Annotated in this window: 19 protein-coding genes, 2 tRNA genes and 1 pseudogene; 15 read left to right on the forward strand and 7 right to left on the reverse strand. The window is 68.3% G+C overall.

The annotated features are described in order from the left end of the window. Window positions 1-73: 73 nt before the first annotated feature. A complete protein-coding gene (gene acs / locus LQ566_RS11580) occupies window positions 74-2,041 on the reverse strand; it encodes an acetate--CoA ligase (protein WP_231091856.1) in 1,968 nt (655 codons plus the stop codon). A gap of 363 nt (window positions 2,042-2,404) precedes the next feature. On the opposite strand from acs, the gene LQ566_RS17680 reads away from it, so the two are divergent. The 12 genes and pseudogenes from LQ566_RS17680 to LQ566_RS11640 all read left to right on the forward strand — a co-directional run bounded on the left by LQ566_RS17680 (window position 2,405) and on the right by LQ566_RS11640 (window position 14,346). Next, window positions 2,405-4,489 carry a TadA family conjugal transfer-associated ATPase gene (locus tag LQ566_RS17680; protein ID WP_308070892.1) on the forward strand — a complete coding sequence of 695 codons (2,085 nt, stop codon included), beginning with the start codon at window positions 2,405-2,407 and terminating at the stop codon, window positions 4,487-4,489. Then, window positions 4,476-5,363, forward strand: a complete 888-nt coding sequence (locus LQ566_RS11590; RefSeq protein ID WP_231091857.1) for a type II secretion system F family protein — start codon at window positions 4,476-4,478, stop codon at window positions 5,361-5,363. The genes LQ566_RS17680 and LQ566_RS11590 overlap by 14 nt, the downstream gene beginning before the upstream one ends. A 219-nt stretch (window positions 5,364-5,582) precedes the next feature. After that, window positions 5,583-5,750 carry a DUF4244 domain-containing protein gene (locus LQ566_RS11595; protein WP_231091888.1) on the forward strand — a complete coding sequence of 56 codons (168 nt, stop codon included), beginning with the start codon at window positions 5,583-5,585 and terminating at the stop codon, window positions 5,748-5,750. Beyond that, the gene (locus tag LQ566_RS11600; RefSeq protein WP_231091858.1) at window positions 5,747-6,118 is read left to right on the forward strand and encodes a TadE family type IV pilus minor pilin; all 372 of its coding nucleotides are present in this window, start codon (window positions 5,747-5,749) and stop codon (window positions 6,116-6,118) included. The genes LQ566_RS11595 and LQ566_RS11600 overlap by 4 nt, the downstream gene beginning before the upstream one ends. 41 nt (window positions 6,119-6,159) lie before the next feature. Continuing rightward, window positions 6,160-6,477: a helicase gene (locus tag LQ566_RS11605; protein ID WP_231091859.1), complete on the forward strand. Its 318-nt coding sequence runs from the start codon at window positions 6,160-6,162 to the stop codon at window positions 6,475-6,477. 245 nt (window positions 6,478-6,722) lie between these two features. Further along, window positions 6,723-9,611 (forward strand): type I DNA topoisomerase, encoded by a 2,889-nt coding sequence (gene topA / locus LQ566_RS11610; protein ID WP_231091860.1) that lies wholly within the window; start codon window positions 6,723-6,725, stop codon window positions 9,609-9,611. Continuing rightward, window positions 9,608-10,237 carry a dTMP kinase gene (tmk, locus tag LQ566_RS11615; protein ID WP_231091861.1) on the forward strand — a complete coding sequence of 210 codons (630 nt, stop codon included), beginning with the start codon at window positions 9,608-9,610 and terminating at the stop codon, window positions 10,235-10,237. Before topA ends, tmk begins: the two co-directional genes overlap by 4 nt. 40 nt (window positions 10,238-10,277) lie before the next feature. After that, window positions 10,278-11,441: a DNA polymerase III subunit delta' gene (locus LQ566_RS11620; RefSeq protein ID WP_231091862.1), complete on the forward strand. Its 1,164-nt coding sequence runs from the start codon at window positions 10,278-10,280 to the stop codon at window positions 11,439-11,441. Beyond that, a complete protein-coding gene (locus LQ566_RS11625; protein ID WP_231091863.1) occupies window positions 11,438-12,982 on the forward strand; it encodes an alpha/beta hydrolase in 1,545 nt (514 codons plus the stop codon). The genes LQ566_RS11620 and LQ566_RS11625 overlap by 4 nt, the downstream gene beginning before the upstream one ends. A 68-nt stretch (window positions 12,983-13,050) precedes the next feature. Next, window positions 13,051-13,126, forward strand: a tRNA-Thr gene (locus tag LQ566_RS11630). A 113-nt stretch (window positions 13,127-13,239) separates the two neighbouring features. After that, window positions 13,240-13,803: pseudogene (locus tag LQ566_RS11635) on the forward strand (isochorismatase family protein); the annotation flags it as partial. 51 nt (window positions 13,804-13,854) lie between these two features. Further along, window positions 13,855-14,346, forward strand: a complete 492-nt coding sequence (locus tag LQ566_RS11640) for a GNAT family N-acetyltransferase (protein ID WP_231091889.1) — start codon at window positions 13,855-13,857, stop codon at window positions 14,344-14,346. Window positions 14,347-14,349: 3 nt separating this feature from the next. Here LQ566_RS11640 and LQ566_RS11645 read toward each other — a convergent pair whose 3' ends face one another. Both LQ566_RS11645 and LQ566_RS11650 read right to left on the reverse strand, forming a co-directional pair. Then, complete coding sequence (locus LQ566_RS11645; protein WP_231091864.1) at window positions 14,350-14,745, reverse strand: YrdB family protein; 396 nt, start codon at window positions 14,743-14,745, stop codon at window positions 14,350-14,352. 137 nt (window positions 14,746-14,882) lie between these two features. After that, window positions 14,883-14,955 (reverse strand) — tRNA-Lys (locus LQ566_RS11650). Window positions 14,956-15,131: 176 nt separating this feature from the next. Here LQ566_RS11650 and LQ566_RS11655 point away from each other — a divergent pair. The 3 genes from LQ566_RS11655 (at window position 15,132) to LQ566_RS11665 (ending at window position 18,045) form a co-directional block, all read left to right on the forward strand. Next, window positions 15,132-15,761 carry a DNA-directed RNA polymerase subunit beta gene (locus LQ566_RS11655; protein WP_231091865.1) on the forward strand — a complete coding sequence of 210 codons (630 nt, stop codon included), beginning with the start codon at window positions 15,132-15,134 and terminating at the stop codon, window positions 15,759-15,761. A gap of 602 nt (window positions 15,762-16,363) precedes the next feature. After that, complete coding sequence (locus LQ566_RS11660) at window positions 16,364-17,245, forward strand: aminodeoxychorismate lyase (RefSeq protein WP_231091866.1); 882 nt, start codon at window positions 16,364-16,366, stop codon at window positions 17,243-17,245. After that, on the forward strand, window positions 17,245-18,045 hold the full coding sequence (locus LQ566_RS11665; RefSeq protein ID WP_231091867.1) for an aldose epimerase family protein: 801 nt from the start codon (window positions 17,245-17,247) through the stop codon (window positions 18,043-18,045). Before LQ566_RS11660 ends, LQ566_RS11665 begins: the two co-directional genes overlap by 1 nt. A gap of 24 nt (window positions 18,046-18,069) precedes the next feature. On the opposite strand, the gene LQ566_RS11670 is transcribed toward LQ566_RS11665, so the two are convergent. The 4 genes from LQ566_RS11670 to pstC all read right to left on the reverse strand — a co-directional run bounded on the left by LQ566_RS11670 (window position 18,070) and on the right by pstC (window position 21,760). Then, window positions 18,070-18,510, reverse strand: coding sequence for a hypothetical protein (locus tag LQ566_RS11670; RefSeq protein ID WP_231091868.1), 441 nt, complete (start codon window positions 18,508-18,510; stop codon window positions 18,070-18,072). Window positions 18,511-18,909: 399 nt separating this feature from the next. Further along, window positions 18,910-19,689: a phosphate ABC transporter ATP-binding protein PstB gene (gene pstB / locus LQ566_RS11675; RefSeq protein WP_231091869.1), complete on the reverse strand. Its 780-nt coding sequence runs from the start codon at window positions 19,687-19,689 to the stop codon at window positions 18,910-18,912. A gap of 15 nt (window positions 19,690-19,704) precedes the next feature. Continuing rightward, window positions 19,705-20,808, reverse strand: coding sequence for a phosphate ABC transporter permease PstA (gene pstA / locus LQ566_RS11680; protein ID WP_231091870.1), 1,104 nt, complete (start codon window positions 20,806-20,808; stop codon window positions 19,705-19,707). Between the two features lies 1 nt (window position 20,809). After that, window positions 20,810-21,760, reverse strand: coding sequence for a phosphate ABC transporter permease subunit PstC (gene pstC / locus LQ566_RS11685; protein ID WP_231091871.1), 951 nt, complete (start codon window positions 21,758-21,760; stop codon window positions 20,810-20,812). Window positions 21,761-21,826 lie beyond the last annotated feature (66 nt).

The following is a 21,826-nucleotide window of genomic DNA, read 5'->3' on the forward strand; positions in this document are numbered from 1 at the left end:
GTGCGCCGTGGCACGGACGAGGGCCCGACCGTTCCGGAGCGGGAACGATCGGGCCCTCGGGTCTGCGTCGTGACTACTTGACCTGCTTTGAGATCACGCTCATCACGGCGGTGTCGGCGAGCGTCGTGGTGTCGCCGACCTCGCGCCCTTCGGCCACATCACGCAGCAGACGACGCATGATCTTGCCGGAACGCGTCTTGGGCAGCTCACCCACGATGTAGACGTCGCGGGGCCGCGCGATCGGGCCGATCTGCTGTCCCACCCACAGCCGCAGGGTGTCGGCGAGCCCGTCGACCTGGTGCGTCTTGAGGTAGTTCTCCTTGATGATCACGAACGCGACGACGGCCTGGCCGGTGGTCTCGTCGTTCGCCCCCACCACCGCGGCTTCCGCCGTCGCCTCGTGAGCGACCAGAGCGGACTCGATCTCGGCGGTGGACAGGCGGTGGCCGGACACGTTCATCACGTCGTCCACGCGCCCCAGCAGCCAGATGTCACCGTCCTCGTCCTTGCGCGCGCCGTCACCGGCGAAGTAGTAGCCCTTGTCGGCGAACATCCGCCAGTAGGTCTCCACGTAGCGATCCGGGTCGCCCCAGATGCCGCGGAGCATGCTCGGCCAGGGGCGCGTGATCACAAGCAGGCCGCCGTTGCCGTCCTCCACCGGGTTGCCGCTCTCGTCGACGATCGCCACGTCGATACCGGGGACCGGGATCTGCGCCGAACCGGGGGTGAGCTCGGTCACGCCGGGAAGCGGGCTGATCATGATGGCGCCGGTCTCGGTCTGCCACCACGTGTCGACGATCGGCGCGGACCCGCCGCCGATGACGTCGCGGTACCACATCCACGCCTCAGGGTTGATGGGCTCACCCACCGACCCCAGCAGGCGGATGGAGGAGAGATCGTACTGTTCCGGGATCTGGCGGCCGGTCTTCATGAACGAGCGCACGGCGGTCGGTGCCGCGTACAGGATCGTCACGCCGTACTTCTGGATAATCTCCCACCAGCGTCCGGGGTGGGGTGCGTCGGGGGTGCCTTCGTACATCACCTGGGTCGCGCCGTTCGCAAGTGGTCCGTACGTGACATAGGTGTGGCCGGTGACCCACCCGATGTCTGCGGTGCACCAGTAGACATCCGTCTCCGGGTGAAGATCGTGGACGATGCGGTTGGTGTAGGCGGCCTGGGTGATGTAGCCGCCGGAGGTGTGGACGATGCCCTTGGGCTTGCCGGTGGTACCCGAGGTGTAGAGGATGAACAGCGGCGATTCGGCGTCGAAGCCCTGGGCCTCGTGCTCCGGGCTGGCTGCTTCGACCGCCTCGTGCCACCAGATGTCGCGCTCGGCGTCCCAATCGATCTCGTTCTCACCACGGCGAACGACGATCACGTGCTCCACGGTGGCCTGTGCGCCTTCGCCGTTGCGGTCGGCGAGGGCCTGGTCCACGGCTGGCTTCAGAGACGACACCCGACCCTTGCGGTAGCCGCCGTCTGCGGTGATGACCACCTTCGCGCCGGCGTCATCGATGCGAGAACGCAGGCTGTCCACCGAGAAGCCGCCGAACACGACCGAGTGGATCGCGCCGATGCGAGCACACGCGAGCATCGCCGCGGTCGCTTCGGGGATCATCGGCATGTAGATGGCCACACGGTCACCCTGGGTGACGCCCAGGCCCTCGAGAACATTGGCCATGCGCTTGACCGTGTCGGTGAGCTCCGCGTACGTGACGGCCCGGGAGTCGCCCGGCTCGCCCTCCCAGAGCAGCGCGACACGGTCGCCGTTGCCGGCTTCGATGTGGCGGTCGAGGCAGTTGTACGCCACGTTCAGCTTTCCATCGCCGAACCATTTCGCGAACGGCGGGTTGGACCAGTCCAGCACCTCGGTGAAAGGAGTGTGCCAGGTGATCAGATCGCGTGCCTGCTGCGCCCAGAAGGCCTCGCGGTCGGCAGCCTCGTCATAGAGGTCCGCCGTGGCGTTGGCCTGTGCGGTGAACTCGGGTGTCGGCGGGAATCGTCGTGACTCGTTCAGCAGGTGATCGATCTGACTGCTCATGCGCATGCTCCTTTGCGATGAAATGACGAAGGCCGCTCCATCGCGGCTGTGGCGAATCTACTTCGCCCCGAGAGCCCAGACTACTGCCGGAAAGGGGTAGTGCACGGGGGTTTGTGAGGGGTCCGAACATGGCTTGTGCTCTACGCCGCCCGATGCGTAAGATCGGTGCTGGCCGATCAATCGATTCTGGCATCGGCGAGACCGCCGCACCCCCCAAGGGCGGTCATCGCATCAGGTGGCATCCTGTTCCCCCACGGGATGCCACCTTTCTTCTGTCTCTCCCCAGGAGTGTCCCGCGAGGGAGTTCTCCCGGTCGAGGGACTATTCCCGTCGCCCTCGGAACGCCCTGCCTACGCTCTCGGCATGGGATCTGGATTCGTCATCGCACCGGCGTCGAGAACGCACGCGCCCGCCATCGAAGATGCGCTCGCGCCGTTTCGCGCCCAGCTGGAAGACCCGCTCGTCACCGACGTGTTCGTGAACGGATCACGGGGGATGTTCATCGACCGCGGGTCCGGTACGGAACCTGTTGCGGGGTGGACGGCTTCCGAGCGCGAGGTGCGCGAGCTGGCATGCGAACTGATCGCGCAAGGCGGTCGCCACGTGGATGACGCGCACCCGTGCGTCGACGTCCGGCTGCGTGGCGGGATTCGTGTTCACGCCGTGCTGGCGCCGATCGCCACCGCGGGTACGACGCTCTCCATACGCATTCCCCGCTTCGCCGCGACGACCCTCGCCACGCTCGTCGCGCAGGGCATGATCGATCGCCCTCTGGAGGCCATGTTGCGCGAAGCCGTGTCGCGGCGCGCGAACCTGCTGGTCAGCGGGGCGGCCGGCGCAGGCAAGACCACCTTGCTGTCCGCGCTCCTCGGCGAGGCTGCGCCCACCGAGCGCATCGTGACGATCGAAGACGTCGCGGAGATTGCGCTGGATCATCCGCATCACGTCGCACTCGAGTCGCGCCAGGCGAACCTGGAGGGCGCCGGGGAGGTCGGCCTTGCCCGCCTGGTGCGTGAGGCGCTACGGATGAAGCCCGATCGTCTGGTCATCGGCGAATGCCGCGGCGCCGAGGTACGCGAACTGCTCAGTGCACTCAACACCGGCCACGACGGGGGCGCCGGCACGGTGCACGCCAACAGCCTGGCCGACGTGGCCACGCGATTGGAGGCGCTGGGCGCGCTGGCCGGGCTCGATGAGACCACGCTCGCCCGGCAGGTGACGAGCGCCATTGAGTTCGTCATCCATCTGGAGCGGGACGATGCCGGCCGGCGCCACGTTGCCGCGGTGGGGGAGTTCCGTATCGTCGACGGTCGCCTGTTCGTGGTGCCGAAGGATGTCCCTCAGACCGCGGAGGTGCCGCCGACGCGCCGGTCACGGCGGCAGGCACGCGGCGGCTCGGCAGGAGCCGCATCGGCGGCGGCGCCGGTCGCGGTGCCGGACGATGGCCTCGTCTCCGACTCTGCGGCCCCCGGAGACGGGGAAGGTGTCATGACGAGCGGATTTGTGCCGCACCGGGAGTCCGCGGCAGTTGACAGTCCGGACACGCAGCGCGGCCGTCCGTTGTGGATTCCTCGCGCACTCTCCGATGGCGGACACGCGCTCGCGGCCGTCGCCCGATCGCCGTTCACCCCGGACGGCGAGGAGCAGCCGATCGCGGTCGTCGATGCAGGTCTGCTGCCGGAACACACGGCGGCAGAGAATCCGCCTGGTGCTCCCCGCCCGATCGCCGAGGTGAACGAGGCGTTCCCGGCGACGCTTCGTCGGCGAACGCAGCGCGGGTCCGCCGATGACCCCGTACGTCCGAGCTCTCCGCCACCCACCGCGGAGAGGCCCGTCCGCGGTGGGCTTCCCACGGTTCTGCCGACGTTCGACCAGTGGCGAGAACGCCTCGGCGTGCCGCGGCAGGCGAATTCGTCAGCGGGCAGCCCCTCGGGAGCGGTCGCGTCTGAGGATCACGCTCGGCCGGGCGATCACAGTGCGCAGACCGGTCACCGTCCACAGGATGGCGGCCGGGCGCGAGGGGAAGCGCTCCGGCGTGACGGTCACAACCCGCGACGCGATCCCGGCTGGCGGGACGATCGCCGTTTGCGAGAGGAGCGCCATCGCCGCGGTGGTGACCGGGCGCCGGACGCTCTCGGCGCCCAGGGTGAGGACGGCTCCCGGGACGATGGCCGAACGTGGAGCGAGCAGAGCATGCGGGCCCAACGCGCATCGCGCACAGTTACCGCGCTCACTCCCGCCGAGCTGGACGCGCAGTGGACACGGCTCGTCGAGGGGTGGGAGGCGAGTCCGGCTCCGGCACATGCCGCCGAGGGCGTGAGCCCCAGCGGGCCTACGCCGGCACCTCGCGCATCGCAGCCTGATCGTCGAGGCGGCGGCGCATGGAGCTTCGTCCCCGAGCCCGCGGTACCTGCCGGTACGAGGAGCGCCACCGATGCGTCGAGCTGAGCGGTATCGGGCCGAGGAGCGTCGGGCGGTCGCGGAGACGGCGCAGCGACTGGCGGTGTTGCTCCGCGCCGGGATAGCACCCGAACGCGCCTGGCACTTCATCGCAGAGGTCGACGGCGGCCCCGCCGCGTCCATCGTCGCCCGCATGGGGAGCGGGCAGCGTATCGCCGACGCTGTCGAACAGGAGGGTGGGCCGTGGCGGTCCATCGCGGGTGCGTGGCGGATCGCCGCGGAGGTGGGTGCGCCGCTTGCCGACAGTCTGCGATCGATCGCGGGTGCCGCCCGTGATGCCGCTGAGGCCGCCGATGATGTTGCCATCGCGCTCGCGGAACCGGCGATGACGGCGCGCATCATGACGTGGCTTCCCGCCGCCGGCCTGCTGCTGGGGGCAGCGCTCGGATTCGACGTGGTCGGGGTGGTCCTCGGAACACCCGTCGGAGCCGCCAGCGTCATCGCGGGTGCTGGGATGATGCTTCTCGGGCGCTGGTGGTCCGCTCGTCTGATCCGGTCCGCGTCACGTCGCGCCGAGACGCCCGGGCTGCGGGCCGAGTTCACAGCGATCGCGCTGTCCGGCGGAGCATCCGCATCGCGCGCCTCCGCGCTGGTCGAAGACGCCGATCCGGGGGGAGATCCGGGCACCACCGCACGGGTGCTGGAACTGTCGCGCGTCGCCGGGGTGCCGGCCGCCGAGCTCCTCCGCGCTGCGGCTGCGGATGAGCGCCAGGGTGCTCGCACCCACGGGCGAATCGCGGCCGCCCAGCTGGGCAGCAGGCTTCTGTTGCCCCTCGGGGTGTGCACCCTTCCTGCCTTCTTCCTTCTTGGGGTCGCCCCCATGATCCTCAGCGTGCTCGCCACGACGCCGGTGGTGTGGTGATGACCGGCCTCTCGCTCCGCAACCACCGCTCCTCACTCGACGTCGAACCGTGCCACCGGTTTGCCTACGACGTGCCCCGACCAAATTTCGTGCCCAGAAACAGGAGAAGAGATGAACACCTTGATGAGAGCGGCGGCCATGCGGCGCTCCGGCCGCCAGCTCGCTGCGGCGGTGCAACGCGGCGCCCTCCCGGAGGCAGGAGGGGGGAGCAGATCCGGGCTGCTGCGCACCTTTCTGAACGACGAGGAGGGGGCAGCGACAGCGGAGTATGCGATCGCGACGATGGCGGCCGTGGCCTTCGCCGGAATGCTGGTGGCGATCATGAGGTCCGACGAGGTGCGCGGCATCCTCACCGATCTCGTGCATCGCGCGCTCTCCGTACCGTGATCCGGCGCACCGTGGCCTCGCCGCGCGGCGGTCTGCGGTGTGACGAACGCGGCGGCGTCGCGGCGGAGTTCGCCGTGACGCTGCCCGCCGTCCTGCTTGTGCTCGCCCTCGCGATCGGCGCGGTAGCGGCACAAGCCCAGCGCGTCCTCCTTCAGGATGCCGTCGCCGACGCGGCACGTCTGCTGGCCAGGGGCGAAGACGCCGGGCGGGTGGCGCGCGCCGTCACGGACGCGGTGCCGCAGGCGCACACCGAGTCGGCGTCGGAGGGGGAACGGGTGTGCATGAGCGCCTCCGCGCCCGTGCGGTTGTTCGGCGCGACCACGATCACGATCGCCGCTCGCGCCTGTGCGCTGTCCGGCGGGCTCTGAGGAACGAACGGGGCGTTTCACCGCCCGGAGAGGAGATGCCCATGTCCGGCGTTGCCACCGCGGTCGGCGTGCTCGTCGTTGCGGCAACCCTGGTGACGGGGGCCGTGGTGCTCGGCGAAGGAGCGGTGCTGTCCCAGCGCACCGCGAGCGCCGCCGACGCTGCGGCGCTCGCGGCCGCCGACACGCTGACGGGCGTTCTCTCGGGAGACGCCTGCGTGCGGGCCGGTGAGGCGGCGGCGTCCAACGGTGCGGCGCTGGAGAGCTGTGTCATCGCCGGCACCACCGCGACGGTCGCAGTCAGTGCGCGCAGCGGAGCGTTTGCGGCGCGCGCTGTCGCGCGAGCGGGACCCCCACCCTGACACGCGCCCGGCCGGTGCGTGCACCGAACCCCCGCCCTGACACGCACCAGGGCCGGTGCGTGCACCGAACCCTCATGAACAGGCCGTAGGCTGGTGGATCAGCCCCGATCATCGCGCGGACAGCGCCCCGATCCGGCTCCCGACCCGCACACGGAGCTCCCTCCGCCGCGGGACCCGATCATGTGCGTCACAGCCACCGCCGCGAAAACGGCGTGTATGGTGTGCTGTCGAAGAAAGGACGCTCCGTGGCAAACGGCAAGAAGCTCGTCATCGTCGAGTCCCCGACGAAGATGAAGTCGATCCAGGGGTACCTGGGCGACGACTACGAGGTGCTGTCCTCGGTGGGGCACATCCGCGACCTCGCCGACAAGAAGAGCATTCCCGCCGACAAGAAGGCGGCGTACGGAAAGTACTCCATCGACGTCGACAACGACTTCGACCCGCTGTACGTCGTCTCGGAGCGCAAGACCAAGACCGTCAGTGAGCTCAAGCGAGCGCTGAAGAATGCCGACGAGCTCCTGCTCGCCACCGATGAAGACCGCGAAGGCGAGGCCATCGCGTGGCATCTGCTGGAGACCCTGAAGCCCAAGGTCCCCGTCAAGCGGATGGTCTTCCACGAGATCACGAAGGACGCGATCCAGGCAGCGGTGGGCAACACCCGCGAGCTGGACACCGCGCTGGTCGACGCCCAGGAGACCCGCAGGATTCTTGACCGCCTCTATGGGTGGGACGTCAGCCCCGTCCTCTGGTACAAGGTTCAGCCGGGTCTGTCGGCCGGTCGTGTCCAGTCAGCGGCCACACGTATGGTGGTCGACCGCGAGCGCGAGCGCATGGCGTTCGTCTCCGCGGCGTACTGGGACGTGGAGGCGGAAGCCTCGGCAGCTGGTGCCGCATTCGGCATCCGCCTCGTCCGCCTCGACGGCGCCCCCCTCGCGCGAGGTGCCGACTTCGACGACAAGGGTGAGCTGAAGAAGGCGGTCGTCGTTCTCGACGAGGCAGCTGCCACCACTCTCGCAGCCGCGATCACGGCCGCAGGCACCGGCGAGGTCACCAAGGTCGAGGCGAAGCCCGGCACCCGGAGCCCCTACGCGCCCTTCACGACGTCCACGCTCCAGCAGGAGGCGGGACGCAAACTCTCGATGACGGCGAAAATCGCGATGTCCACCGCGCAGCGCCTCTACGAGAAGGGATACATCACCTATATGCGTACCGACTCGGTCGCGCTGAGCTCGCAGGCGATCACCGCCGCGCGCGAGCAGGCCGTGTCGCTCTACGGTGAGAAGGCCGTGCCGCTCAAGCCGCGCCTCTACAAGTCGAAGTCGAAGAACGCGCAGGAGGCGCACGAGGCCATCCGTCCCTCGGGCGAGCACTTCCGCACGCCGGCGTCCGTCTCATCTGCTCTCGACCGCGACGAGCTGCGACTGTACGACCTCATCTGGAAGCGCACGGTCGCCAGCCAGATGTCCGACGCGAAGTTCGAGACCACCACGGTCACGATCGCCGTCGCGGCGTCCGGCCAGACGGCAGAGTTCACCGCGTCGGGCACCGTGTACACCTTCAAGGGATTCCTCGAGGCGTATGAAGAGGGTAAGGACGAGCGTCGCCGCGACTCCGACGCCGCCGCCGACCAGTCCCTTCCCGCGCTCGCGGTGGGGTCGTCCGTCGACGTCTCCGAGGTCGAGGCCAAGGACCACCGCACCAACCCGAAGCCGCGTTACACCGAGGCATCGCTGGTCAAGGCGCTCGAAGAGCGAGGCATCGGCCGGCCCTCCACGTTCGCCAGCATCATCGACACGATCATCGACCGAGGCTACGTCAGCAAGCGCGGCCAGGCCCTGGTTCCGAGCTGGATGGCCTTCAGCGTCGTGCGCCTCCTGGAGGAGAACTTCTCGGAGCTGGTGGACTACGACTTCACGGCAGCCCTCGAGGACGACCTCGACGCGATCGCTCGCGGGGAGCAGCACCGTGCCGATTGGCTGAAGGAGTTCTACTTCGGCTCGGACGAGCACACCGGTCTTCGCAATATCGTCGACAATGTCGGTGAGATCGATGCGCGCGCCCTGAACGCCACGCGGATCACCGACAACGCCACGCTGCGCTTCGGGCGCTACGGACCGTACCTGGAGGTCACGGACCCTGCAGCGCCTGACGCGAAGCCGCGGATCGTCAACATCCCCGAGGACCTCGCCCCGGATGAGCTGACAGCCGCCAAGGCGCAGGAGCTCATCGAGGCACCGGTCGCGGGCGACCGCGTTCTCGGCGAGAACCCCGCCAACGGCAAGCTGATCGTCGTCAAGGACGGCCGGTTCGGGCCCTACGTGCAGGAGATCGACCCGCCGTCCGACGAGGACGTGAACGAGGCGACCGGCGAGGTGGAGGAAAAGCCCAAGCGCCGCACCAAGAAGGCGGAGGAACCGAAGCCGCGCACGGCGTCGCTGTTCAAGTCGATGTCGGTCGACACGATCGACCTCGCCACGGCGCTGCAGCTTCTCGATCTTCCGCGCGTTGTGGGCGTCGACCCGGCGACGGAGGAGGAGATCACCGCTCAGAACGGCCGGTTCGGGCCGTACCTGAAGAAGGGGGCAGACTCCCGATCCCTGCAGACCGAGTCGCAGATCTTCGAGATCACGCTGCCGGAGGCGCTGGAGCTTTACGCCCAGCCGAAGTACGGCGCCCGACGCGCGAGCAGCGCGTTGAAGGAGTTCGAAGCCGACCCCGTCAGCGGGAAGCCGATCCGCATTCGCGACGGTCGCTTCGGAGCGTATGTCACCGACGGCGAGACCAACGTGACGATCCCGCGCGGCCAGACGCCGGACGACATCACCTTCGAGATCGCGGTGCAGATGCTTGCCGACAAACGCGCGAAGGGCCCGGCCCCCAAGCGCAAGACGGCGGCGAAGAAGACCACCACCGCAGCGAAGAAGACGGCCGCGACGAAGTCGACCGCGACGAAGTCGACCGCGACGAAGACGACCGCGACGAAGACGACCGCGACGAAGACGACGGCGACGAAGTCCGCCACGGCGAAGAAGACGGCCGCAACCACGGCGACGGCGACGAAGTCGGCGGCCGCGAAGAAGCCGGCGACGACGCGCAAGCCGGCCGCGAAGAAGACGACGGACGCGGCGGAGTGAGCACTCCTCACGGCCTCTGGATCACGGTCGAGGGCGGAGACGGGTCCGGAAAGACCACGCAGTCCGAGCTGTTGACCACCTGGCTCGAGGAGCGGGGGCGTACCGTCGTGCGCACCCGCGAACCGGGGGGCACCGAGGTCGGGCAGCTGATCCGCGACATCGTGCTGCACCATCGCGGCGATATCGTCCCTCGTGCCGAGGCGCTGCTGTATGCGGCCGATCGTGCCCACCATGTCGCCACGGTCGTGCGTCCTGCCCGGGAACGCGGTGACGTTGTGCTGCAGGATCGCTACCTGGACTCGTCCGTCGCCTATCAGGGGGCGGGACGGGTGCTCGACGCGGACGAGGTGCGCAATCTCTCGCTGTGGGCCACCGACGGCGCGCTGCCCGATCTCACGATCCTGCTCGATATCGATGAGGCCACCGCCCGTGCTCGTCTGGACGCCGCGGACAAGCCGTTCGACCGTCTGGAAGCGGAGGGGGACTCCTTCCACGCGCGCGTGCGCGACGCCTATCTGGCACTTGCTGACGCGGAGCCCGATCGATTCCTCGTCGTGGACGCCGCGGGTTCGGTGGCGGAGATCGCCGAGCGGATCCGCCTCGCCGTCGAAGCGCGCCTGCACTGACCACTCAGGCAGTGGGGGAGGCCCCCGCTAGGCTGAAACCATGCAGACGGTGAACACCCCCGACACCCGGGAAGTTCCCTGGGGCGACGTCTGGGGGCAGGACGATGCCGTCGAGACGCTTCGTGCCGCTGCGGCCGATCCGGCCAGCATGACGCATGCCTGGCTCATCACGGGCCCTCCGGGCTCTGGTCGTTCGACGCTCGCGTACGCCTTCGCGGCGTCGCTGATCGCCGCCCCGGGGGATCACCATGCGATGCGTCAGGTCATGGCGCGCACCCACCCGGACCTGTCGGCGCTGCGCACCGAGGGTGTGATCATCTCCATCAAGGACGCGCGCGCCCTGGTGGAGCGCAGTTATCTCGCGCCGTCGGCCGGCCGTCATCGCGTGATCGTGGTGGAGGACGCCGACCGCATGACCGAGCGCACCTCGAATGTGCTCCTCAAGGCCCTCGAAGAGCCGCCCGCCGTGACGGTGTGGGTGCTGTGCGCCCCCTCGGAGGCGGACCTGCTTCCCACGATCCGCTCGCGTGTGCGGACGCTGCGCCTGCGGGAGCCCGAGGTCGAAGACGTGGCCCGCCTCATCCAGGCCCGCACCGGAGTTTCCGCCGAGATCGCCGAGCAGTCGGCCCGGCACGCCCAACGTCACATCGGCATGGCCCAGCGTCTCGCCACGGATGAGGCGTCACGGCGTCGTCGTGAATCCACGCTGCGCGGGGTGCTGGCGGTGCGATCCATCGGCGATGTGATCGAGGTCGCGGCGCAGATCGTCCAGGCCGCCACCGAGGACGCGAAGGCGCTCACCGCGGCACGCGATGAGGCGGAGCGTGCCACGCTGCTGCGCACGGTCGGCATCGTCGAGGGCGCGGCGATTCCTCCGGCCGTCCGATCACAGCTGAACGCACTCGAAGACGAGCAGAAACGCCGGGCCACTCGTAGCCTGCGAGACGGCCTGGACCGCGTGCTCACCGACATGCAGTCCCTGTTCCGTGACGTGGCCATGATGCAGTTCGGGCGCACGGACGGGCTGATCAACGTCGAACTCGCCGCGGACGCGCGCGCCCGGACCGAACAGTGGACGCCACAGCGCACGCTCGCCGTGCTGGATGCCATCACCGCCACCCGTGAGGCGCTCCAGCAGAACGCGGCACCCGTACTCGCCATCGAAAGCCTGCTCATCACGGTAGGAACCGGAAGGACACCATGAAGACCTCGCTGCTGCGACGGGGAGTGGCAGCGATCGCGCTGCTGGTCACGACCTCACTCACCCTCAGCGCCTGTCTGTACTCCCAGATCCCGAAGGGGGCGGGGGAGATCTATCAGAACGTTCCCGCTTCGACGGAGGGTGTGCCCGAGAACCTGGTGCCGTTCTACACGCAGGAACTGGACTGGAAGATCTGCAACACGACCTTCCAGTGCACGACCGTGGAGGTCCCGCTCGATTACGCGCACCCCGAGGAGCGCACCATCGAGCTGTCGGTGATCCGCAGCGTCGCCATGGGCAAGCGCCAGGGCTCCCTGTTGACCAACCCCGGAGGACCGGGCGCGAGCGGTGTCGCCCTCATCCGCGACTCGCTGAGCTTCGCCGTGGGCAAGCCGCTGCGTGAGAACTACGACATCATCGGTTTCGATCCCCGAGGCGTCGGGGAGTCCACAGCCGTGTCGTGCCTCAGCGGCACCGAGAAGGACGCCTTCCTGTATGACCCGTACACCGGTGCCCTCGGCAGTGACGAACGACGCACGGAGATGGACGCGCGCGGTCAGGCCTTCGCCGACGCCTGCGCCGAGAACTCCGACGGCCTTCTTCCCTACATCACCACGGTGAACGCGGCGAACGATCTCGACATCCTCCGCGGCGTGCTCGGCGACGAGAAGCTGAACTACCTCGGCTACTCGTACGGCACATTCCTCGGTGCCAGCTATGCACAGCAGTTCCCGCAGCGGGCCGGCCGTCTCGTGCTCGACGGCGCCATCGACCCGAGCGTCTCGGGGACGGACGTCGGCCTGACCCAGGCCGCCGGATTCGAGTCCGCGCTGCGGGCATACATGTCCGACTGCATCACCACACGCGAGTGCCCGTTCACCGGCGACGTGGACCAGGCGCTCACGGACCTGTCGACGCTGATGCACACGGTCGACGCATCCCCGCTGCCGACCAGCGACACCCGCACTCTCGACGGCAGCTCGCTGATGACCGCGATTTCGGCCGCCATGTACAACCAGGACAACTGGAGCTATCTGACGCAGGCACTGTCCGGTGCGCTGGAGGGCGACGGCAGCGTCGCGATGTCGCTGGCCGACTTCTACAACGGCCGTGTGGGTCCGGGCGACTACGAGGACAACTCCACCGAGGCGTTCACCGCATACAACTGCATGGACTACCCGGATGAGGGCGACGCGGACAGCGCCGCGGCCGAGGAGCGTCTGCGTGCGGAAGCGCCGACCATCGCCGACTTCTGGGACGGGCCGAACACCTGCGGTTCCTGGCCCGTGGCCCCGACCGGCGTGCGCGCCCCCATCGCGGCCGAGGGAACGGGACCCATCGTCGTCATCGGAACCACCAACGACCCCGCGACGCCGTACCAGTGGTCCGTGAACCTGGCGGATCAGCTCGCTGAAGGCGTGCTCATCACTCGTGTGGGTGAGGGACACACCGGCTACGGCAAGGGGAACAACTGCGTGGATGACGCCGTCGAGTCCTATCTGATCGACGGCACCACCCCGGAGGACGGACTGCGCTGCGAGTGATCCGGCTCGCCCGGAGTCTGGCCGGTTTCAGAGCACGCTCGCGCATGCTGTAAGCTGATCCATGGCCCGCCGCTTTAGCTCAGTCGGCAGAGCGAGTCACTCGTAATGACTAGGTCGTCGGTTCGATTCCGACAAGCGGCTCCACAGAAAACCCCCGGTTTGCCGGGGGTTTTCGAGTTTCCACAGCCGGGTGGAGCGGTATCCCACTGGTGCTTGCGGCGAACATGCGGCCCGCTGGAAGCACGTAGGCTCACTCTATGGCTCGAGCACTTCTGATCGTCGACGTCCAGAACGACTTCACGGAGGGCGGCGCCCTGCCGGTGTCTGGAGGCGATGCCGTGGCCGCAGGCGTGACGGCGTTCCTCGCTGAGCATGCGGACGAGTACGACCGCATCGTGGCCTCGCGGGACTGGCATGACCCCGACGGCGACAACGGGGGACACTTCGCGAGCGGCACGCCCGACTTCGTGGACACCTGGCCCGTGCACTGCGTCGCGGGAACTCCGGGTGCTGACTACGACCCGTTGCTGGACACGAGCGCCATCACGGACCACGTCCTGAAAGGTCAGGGAGTTCCCGCCTATTCGATGTTCCAGGGGAGGACGGCGGATGGCACCGGAACCGCGGCACTGCTCGCCTCTTACGGCGTGACGGAGGTCGATGTGGTCGGCATCGCCACCGACCACTGCGTGCGTGCCTCCGCGCTCGATGCTGTGCACGCCGGATTCGAGGTCCGGGTGCTCACCGACTTGATCGCCGGTGTCTCACCGGAGACGAGCGCGCGGGCGTTGAGCGAGCTGGCCGCCGCGGGCGCAGATCTGGAGCCGTCGGAGATCATCACCACCGTTCGTCAGGTGCGCGCCGACGAATGGATGCGTGTGAAGGAGCTCCGACTGCGCGCTCTTGCCGACCCGGATGCCGCCGTCGCCTTCCTCAGCACGGTGGAGGCATCCAGTGCCGAGCCGGATTCCTTCTGGCAGGATCGCACCGAAAACGCTGCCGAGGGCAGTTCCGCGGCGGCTCAGTTCATTGCGGAACGCGCGGGTGAGTGGATCGGCACGGCCACCGTCCTGATCCAGCAAGCCGGGTCGGTGAACGAGTTCGGTGTGCTGCGTCCGGCCGACCGCGCGATCATCGTCGGCGTCTATGTGGACCCGGTGGCTCGTGGCGAGGGCGTGATCGACGATCTGCTGACGATCTGTGGTGCGTGGGCGCGCGCCGAAGGACTCTCGGAGATCTTCCTGGACGTCCACGTCGACAACCACCGCGCACAGGCTGCGTACCGCAGGGCCGGATTCACTGCCACGGGCGTTCGTTTCACCGCGTCGATCGGCGACGAGATGGAGATGTCGCGCCGGCTGTAGCTCTCAGCGCCGACGAGCGTCAGGGCGCGTTCGGCGCGGATCCAGAACGGACACCGCGATCCGATCGGCGAGCCACACCAGAAATCCGGCCACGGACAGACCCGTCAGTCCGCCGGCCGCCAGCAGAACGGCCACCGCTGTGACGAGCGCTGCCTCGATCGCGAGGCGCGCGGGTTCGGGAAGCCGGTACTCGGCCTTCGGTGAGAGGAACAACGCCCACGTCACCGCGACGACGATGACCGCGGCGATTGCGGTGGGCCACTGCCAGCCGCCGGTGGTGAGTCGCCATGCGCCCGCGAAGGCCCCCGCCAGGAGGGCGAGCTCGACGATGAAACGCACGAGGAGCGCGATGCGGCGGGCAGTGCCGCTGCGGACCCCATCGGCCGGGTCATCGGTCATGATCACACCGTAGCGGTGCCATGAGCCGCACCGCACATCCGGAGGGACGAAGCGACGAAGCGGTGGAGTGACGGAGCCGGAACAGCGGACTGATCCTCTGAAAGCCGGTGGCCGCAGAGGCGGCCGATGTCTCACGGTGGGCCCCGTGGGGCTCGAACCCACGACCCGCGGATTAAAAGTCCGATGCTCTGCCAACTGAGCTAGAGGCCCGTCCTTCCACTCTAGAGGTTCGTCGGGGCGTCGCGCTCCGCAGCAGGCCGGGCGCGAGTGCAGGATCATCCGCCGGGTCCATGACCATATCGGCAGAAGTCTCATGTTTTCGGCGCCTGGTCCTGGATTCGGCGCACGTGCACCCTCGTCCCCGAAGCCGCGCGTACCCTGGAGTGATGCCTGAGTCGTTCCATAAGCCGGTGCGCCGGCCGTCGTCGATGTTCGACACGATCTTCGGCGGACATGACCCGGCTGACACCTCTCGTGTGGCGCATTCGACGGCGCACGCGCTGTTGGCCCGCGTCCGCGAAGATCCGGAAGCGGAGGTGGTCGAGCGCCTGGTGGCGTTCACCGCCGAGCACGGTATCGACACGATCGCGTCGCTGTGGTCCCAGGCACCGGCCCGCAGCCTTCCCGGCGCGCTCTGGAGGATCTACCTGTTGCAGCTGATGGTGCACGAGGACGCTCACACATCGAGCATCATCTACGAGCGCGGACGCCACGAGCTTGCATCTGCCGATCCGATCGTCGCGGGAGCGCCGACACCGGCCGGTCCCGATGAGATGGTGGCGCTTGCCGATGCGATTCTCCGCGGAGTGTTCGACGGCGACTTCGCTGTCGCCCTCAATCGCGCCGCGTCCTTCAGCCGTGTCGAAGCATCCGGGGCGACACACCTTGCGGACGACTATGAACTCACCGAACCGGATCGGTCCACCGCTCTCACGACGAAGGCCCTGCGGCTGTCCACATTCGCCGCGGACCTCGATGCTGCGGCGGCCCACTGGCGTGCCGGCACCCTGACCTGAGTCAGCAGTCGCCCGCGCGGCGCCCGCGTCGCCGGTTGACAGCTGGGGGACGGCGCGGCCCCGACCACCCCGGATACGCCGGTTGCGCGCCGGGAACAGCACGGCCCGCATCGGACGCTGGCTTCGCCGGCCGAGGGTACGCAACAGGACGCTCCGCATCGGACGCTGGCTTCGCCGGCCGAGGGTACGCAACAGAACGCTCCGCATCGAAATCTGGCTTCGCCCGTCCAGCGCAGAGCAGCACGTCCCCCACCCGATGCACACGGCGTCAGGTGAGTGTCTGAAACTGCATCGGATGCACGCGTCACCGGCCGAGCGTCCCACCCGACCGGCGGGCGAGTCCGCGCAGCCAAGATTCGTGCTCGGTACGTCGGGTACGTGTGAGGACACGCCCGGACCGCTGCTGCCAAAGGCGGAGATTTCCCGGGCCGGAATACCCTCGCCCGCGATCGCGTTATGATCGAGTGCCGGGCCGCAGTAACCCCGGGCTCCAAAACTTGCCGCTCCGAGCGGCCTCGCGCCGAGAGGCGTTTCTGCGGCCCGGTTTTATCATGTCCGGGCGATGCGCGTGTCGACGAATCCCGCCGGACTAGGCTCAGGACATGACGCGTTTCGCACTGCTCATCCGGCCGGTCGCGGCCGATGACCACCGCTCCGGGTTCTCCGACACATTCGCCGAGACCGATCCGTCCGCCCCGGCCCTTTCCGTGGGGGAGCTCAGCACCCAGCGCGGCGACGGGATCTTCGAGTCGATCGGTGTGGTGGACGGCCATGCGCAGGAGGTCGGCCCGCATCTGGAGCGCCTGGAGCATTCGGCCCGGCTGTGCGACTTGCCGGCGCCGAACCTCACGCAGTGGCGGGAAGCCATCGCCATCGCCGCGTCGCACAGCGGAGCCGGTGAGTACGTCATCAAACTCATCCTCAGCCGGGGCGTCGAGCACGGCCCGACGCCGACGGCGTGGGTGACCCTCGCGCCCGCCGCGGACAACACCCAGGCCCGCACCGAGGGGATCGCGGTTGTCACGCTCGATCGTGGCATCGACAGCGAAGCACCGGCGCGCGCGCCATGGCTTCTGCTCGGGGCGAAGACCCTGTCGTATGCCGTGAACATGGCCGCCATCCGCGAGGCACACAAGCGCGGCGCCGATGATGCCGTGTTCCACTCGTCGGACGGCGTCCTGCTGGAGGCGCCCACCGCATCCGTCGTGATCCGCACCGGCGAGCGCTTCGTGACCCCGGCCCCGGGCGCCGGAATCTTGCATGGCACCACCCAGATCAGCCTGTTCCAGTACCTCTCCGGACGCGGCTTCGAGGTCGGCTACGAGACCCTGCGCACCGAGGCTCTGGCCGAGGCCGATGCGGCGTGGCTCGTCTCCAGCGTCCGGCTGGCGGCACCCATCACCTCGGTCGACGAGAGCGCGCTGACGGTGGATGACCAGCTGACGGCCGAGATGAACGCGTACCTGCTCTCACCGCGCGACTGATGACGCAGCTGATCGAACTCGCTGCCGGCGATGCCCGGGCAATCCTGACTCCCACCGATGGCGCAGCGCTGCTGTCGCTGACGGTGGCCGGGGCGGAGTTCCTCGCGGCCGACCCCAGCGCCGCCGGTACCGGGGAATGGGTCGGCGGGAACTACCCGCTCGCGCCATGGCCGGGCACGGTGCCGTCGAGGGTGGCCCGAAACGGCGCCGATCGCATCGACCTTCCGAGCCGCAGCCGGGGAAAGATCTCACACGGATTCCTGCTGGAGCGCACCTGGGACGTGATCGAGCAGACAGCCGACCGGGTCGTGTTCGGGCACGGTATCCCCGAGGGCCCCTGGCGCGGGGACGCACGGCAGACGTACCGGCTGTTCCCTGACCGCCTGGAGGCCCGCCTCGAGGTCACCGTGGCGCAGGCGGCTCCCGTCGGACTCGGATTTCACCCGTGGTTCGCTCGCGAACCCGACGGCGGCCTGCCCACGCTCGTCTCGGAGTTCGATGAGCTGATCCTCGCGGATGCGCAGGGTACCGAGACGGTGTCGGTCGATGCTCCGCAGTCACCCCGGGATGCCGTTCACCGCGGCGCGGTCAGGATGCCGCAATTGCGCTGGCGCGACGGACGAACGCTCGGCATCGAGAGCGAGTCCCGGGTGTGGGTGATTTACGAACAGGATCCGCGCGGGATCTGCGTGGAGCCGTGGACCTGTACGCCCGGTGAGTTCGCGGCGGGGGAGCGGATCACCGATGCCGGAGGAACCGAGGCGCTATCGATGACCCTGCGGTGGTCCCCGGCGCACTGAGCCTGCGCGATGGCCCGCGCGCCTTCAGGAACCTGCCGTCGTTGACCGACCGCGCGCGGCCGTCACCAGGGGGACGCCGATCGACAGGATCGTGAAGGTCAGGGTGAACGCACTGGTCGCACCCATCAGCAAGGTCGCCGGGAGGAACCCTCCGGGACTCCACGCGCTGCCCGGCAGCCCGGGTCCGATGATCGCGAAGATCGCCATCAGCAGGACCGCGGCCACACCCGCGAACACCAGCGCGTGAGGCAGCACCCTGAGGCACAGCAACCAGAGCAGTGACAGCACCGCTGCGCCCGCCAGAGTCCACACGGTACCCGGGAGAACCCAGCTCAGGGCCGCGACGGCTCCGCCTCCGAGGTAGAGCCCGACGCCGAGCGCGACTCCGATCAGAGCATTGGCGCCCGTACTCCGCGAGCGAGCCGAGGACTTCGTTGACGGGTGCATGTTCTCCAGGACCGACATGCTCGCAGGCTATCGGCGGGTCGCCCGAACCTCAATCGGGTCGTCCGACCTGTTGGCCCCACGGCGCGATCGCCGGCCGCCGCGGCCCGTCTTCGAACGAGGAGATGTCGTCCTGGCCTGGGCTGAAACCGCGGAATGGTCCTCGTGTCGCGACACGATCCTCGTTTCGCGACACCTGCGCCGCGTCTGACGCGCTGTCAGTGGGGCGGACGAGGGACTCGACTCGGCGACGAGCTGGGCTTGTCTCGAAACGAGGAGATGTCGTCCTGCCGGGTGCGGAAACCACGCAACAGTCCTCATGTCGCGACACCCGCGCTGGACGCCGCCCCGCAAGGAGCGGCACCTGAAAACGAGGACGGGGCCGGCTCCGCAGAGCCGACCCCGTCCGGAGAGCGCTGATCAACCGAAGCGGCCGGAGACGTAGTCCTCGGTGGCCTGAACCGACGGCGTCGTGAAGATCGTCGTGGTGTCGGCGTACTCGATGAGCTTGCCGGGCTTGCCGGTGCCGGCGATGTTGAAGAACGCCGTCTTGTCGCTCACCCGCGAGGCCTGCTGCATGTTGTGGGTCACGATGACCACGGTGTAGTCGTTCTTCAGCTCGTTGATGAGCTCCTCGATCGCGAACGTGGAGATCGGGTCGAGGGCGGAGCAGGGCTCGTCCATCAGGATCACATCCGGGGAGACGGCGATCGCGCGTGCGATGCACAGACGCTGCTGCTGACCACCGGAGAGGCCAGAGCCCGGCTTGTCGAGGCGATCCTTGACCTCATTCCAGAGGTTGGCGCCGCGCAGCGACTTCTCCACGAGCGCGTCCTGGTCGGACTTCGCCATCCGGGAGTTGTTCAGCTTGACCCCCGCCAGCACGTTCTCCTTGATGGACATCGTGGGGAACGGGTTGGGGCGCTGGAACACCATGCCCACCTGGCGACGGACCATCACCGGGTCCACTCCGGGGCCGTACAGGTTGTTGCCGTCGAGGAGGACCTCGCCCTTCACGTGTGCACCGGGGATGACCTCGTGCATACGGTTCAGGGTGCGCAGGAAGGTGGACTTGCCGCAGCCCGACGGGCCGATGAAGGCGGTCACGGTGCGCGGCTCGATGTTGATGGAGACGCCCTCCACGGCGAGGAAGTCGCCGTAGTAGACGTTCAGGTCGTTGACCTCGATGCTCTTGGACACGATGTTCCTTTCGGCTCAGCGGCCGGTCTTGGGGGCGAAGAACTTCGCGACGAGTCGCGCGACGAGGTTCAGCACCATGACGATGATGATCAGTGTGAGGGCGCCGGCCCAGGCACGGTCGACGTAGGCCTCGGGCGGGATTCCCTTGTTGGCCCACTCGGTGTAGACGAAAACCGGCAGGGTCTGCATGCGCCCGTCGAACAGGTTGTAGTTCATCGACGCGGCGAACCCGGCGGTGATGAGCAGCGGCGCCGTCTCACCGATCACGCGGGAGATGGCGAGCATGATGCCCGTGGTGATCCCGGCGATGGACGTAGGCAGCACGACCTTGAGGATCGTCAGCCACTTCGGGACGCCCAGCGCGTATGCGGCCTCGCGCAGCTCGTTCGGAACCAGGCGCAGCATCTCCTCGCTGGAGCGGACGACCACCGGGATCATCAGCACAGCGAGAGCGACCGAGCCCATGATGCCCATGCGCACGCCCGGTCCGAAGATCAGGGCGAATACCGCGTAGGCGAACAGACCGGCGACGATCGAGGGGATACCCGTCATGACGTCCACCAGGAACGTGATGCCGCGGGCAAGCTTGCGGCCCTGACCGTACTCCACGAGGTAGATCGAGGTGAGCAGGCCGATCGGGATCGAGATCACGGCGGCACCGAGCGTGATGAGCAGCGTGCCGATGATGGCGTGCAGCGCTCCACCGCCCTCGCCGACGACGTTTCTCATCGAGTTCGAGAAGAACATGACGTCGAAGCGTGCGACGCCGTAGGCGATCACGGTCCACGCCACGGAGACCAGCGGGACCATCGCGATGACGAAGGCGCCGGTGACGAGGGCGAGGACGAGCCGGTCGGTGGCCTTGCGGCGGCCCTCGACGATGCCCGAGAGCACCGTGACCAGCACGACGTAGGCGATACCGGAGAGCACGAGCCAGCCGGCCACGTTGAAGGAGTCACCGCTGGCAGCGGAAACCAGGGCGAAGACGGCGCCCAGAGCGAGGATCAGGCCGCCGAGGAGCGCCCAGGGGGCCCAGCGAGGAAGCTGACCGCGGGTGAGAGGCGCGGAGGCGGGAGCGGCCACGGTGGGAACACTCGGGGGGACGATGGTGGAGGTCATCTCAGTTCGCTCCCGAGAATTCCTTGCGACGATTCACGAGCCAGCGCGCAGCGGCGTTGACGGCGAACGTCACGACGAAGAGGATGAGGCCGGTGGCGATGAGAACGTTGATGTTCACCTTGTACGCCTCCGGGAACGTCAGCGCGATGTTCGCGGCGATCGTCGAGGGGTTGAGCGAGGTCAGCAGCTGGAAGGAGACCGTTCCGGTTGCGGAGAGCACCATGGCGACCGCCATGGTCTCGCCCAGTGCGCGGCCGAGGCCGAGCATGGACGCGGACACGATTCCGGAGCGGCCGAAGGGGAGCACGGCCATGCGGACCATCTCCCAGCGCGTGGCGCCCAACGCCAGCGCGGCCTCCTCGTGCAGCTTGGGGGTCTGCAGGAAGATTTCGCGGCAGATCGCGGTGATGATCGGGACCACCATGACCGCGAGCACCATGGCGGCGGTGAGGATCGTGTTGCCCGTCTTGGAGACGTCGCCGCTGAAGAGCGGAATCCAGTTGAGGTTGGTGTTGAGCCACGAGTAGACGGGCTGAACGGCCCCGGGGAGCACGATGATGCCCCAGAGGCCGAAGACCACGGACGGGACCGCCGCGAGGAGGTCCACGATGTAGCCGAGCGTCTGCGCCAGGCGGCGCGGTGCGTAGTGGGTGATGAACAGCGCAACGCCCAGTGAAAGGGGCACCGCCATCAGCAGGGCGAGGAATGCCGCCCAGATGGTTCCGAAGAGCAGGGGCCAGACGTAGTCCCAGAAGTTCGTCTTCAGAACCGATGCGTCCTCGCTGGTCGCCGTGAAGGCGGGCAGGGACTGCACGATGAGGAAGATCGCGACAGCGGCCAGCGTGACCAGGATCATGGAACCCGCGAACAGCGCGGCTGAAGAGAACCAGATGTCTCCGGCGCGTCGTTTGGCGACGATGGGTTCATCGGTCGCGGCAGTGGTGGCTGACATGTCGCCTTTCCGTGAAGGGGAGCAGAGGTGAGGGGTGGGGGGCCCCGGGGCCCCCACCCCCCCCCA

The organism is Microbacterium nymphoidis (assembly GCF_021044885.1).
GTDB classification, from domain to species: domain Bacteria; phylum Actinomycetota; class Actinomycetes; order Actinomycetales; family Microbacteriaceae; genus Microbacterium; species Microbacterium nymphoidis.

Coding starts and splice junctions, on each gene's coding strand:
- acs (WP_231091856.1), bottom strand. CDS start 2,041: ATGAGCAGTCAGATCGATCACCTGCTGAACGAGTCACGACGATTCCCG.
- LQ566_RS17680 (WP_308070892.1), top strand. CDS start 2,405: ATGGGATCTGGATTCGTCATCGCACCGGCGTCGAGAACGCACGCGCCC.
- LQ566_RS11590 (WP_231091857.1), top strand. CDS start 4,476: ATGCGTCGAGCTGAGCGGTATCGGGCCGAGGAGCGTCGGGCGGTCGCG.
- LQ566_RS11605 (WP_231091859.1), top strand. CDS start 6,160: ATGTCCGGCGTTGCCACCGCGGTCGGCGTGCTCGTCGTTGCGGCAACC.
- LQ566_RS11620 (WP_231091862.1), top strand. CDS start 10,278: ATGCAGACGGTGAACACCCCCGACACCCGGGAAGTTCCCTGGGGCGAC.
- LQ566_RS11625 (WP_231091863.1), top strand. CDS start 11,438: ATGAAGACCTCGCTGCTGCGACGGGGAGTGGCAGCGATCGCGCTGCTG.
- LQ566_RS11640 (WP_231091889.1), top strand. CDS start 13,855: ATGCGTGTGAAGGAGCTCCGACTGCGCGCTCTTGCCGACCCGGATGCC.
- LQ566_RS11645 (WP_231091864.1), bottom strand. CDS start 14,745: ATGACCGATGACCCGGCCGATGGGGTCCGCAGCGGCACTGCCCGCCGC.
- LQ566_RS11655 (WP_231091865.1), top strand. CDS start 15,132: ATGCCTGAGTCGTTCCATAAGCCGGTGCGCCGGCCGTCGTCGATGTTC.
- LQ566_RS11660 (WP_231091866.1), top strand. CDS start 16,364: ATGACGCGTTTCGCACTGCTCATCCGGCCGGTCGCGGCCGATGACCAC.
- LQ566_RS11665 (WP_231091867.1), top strand. CDS start 17,245: ATGACGCAGCTGATCGAACTCGCTGCCGGCGATGCCCGGGCAATCCTG.
- LQ566_RS11670 (WP_231091868.1), bottom strand. CDS start 18,510: ATGTCGGTCCTGGAGAACATGCACCCGTCAACGAAGTCCTCGGCTCGC.
- pstA (WP_231091870.1), bottom strand. CDS start 20,808: ATGACCTCCACCATCGTCCCCCCGAGTGTTCCCACCGTGGCCGCTCCC.
- pstC (WP_231091871.1), bottom strand. CDS start 21,760: ATGTCAGCCACCACTGCCGCGACCGATGAACCCATCGTCGCCAAACGA.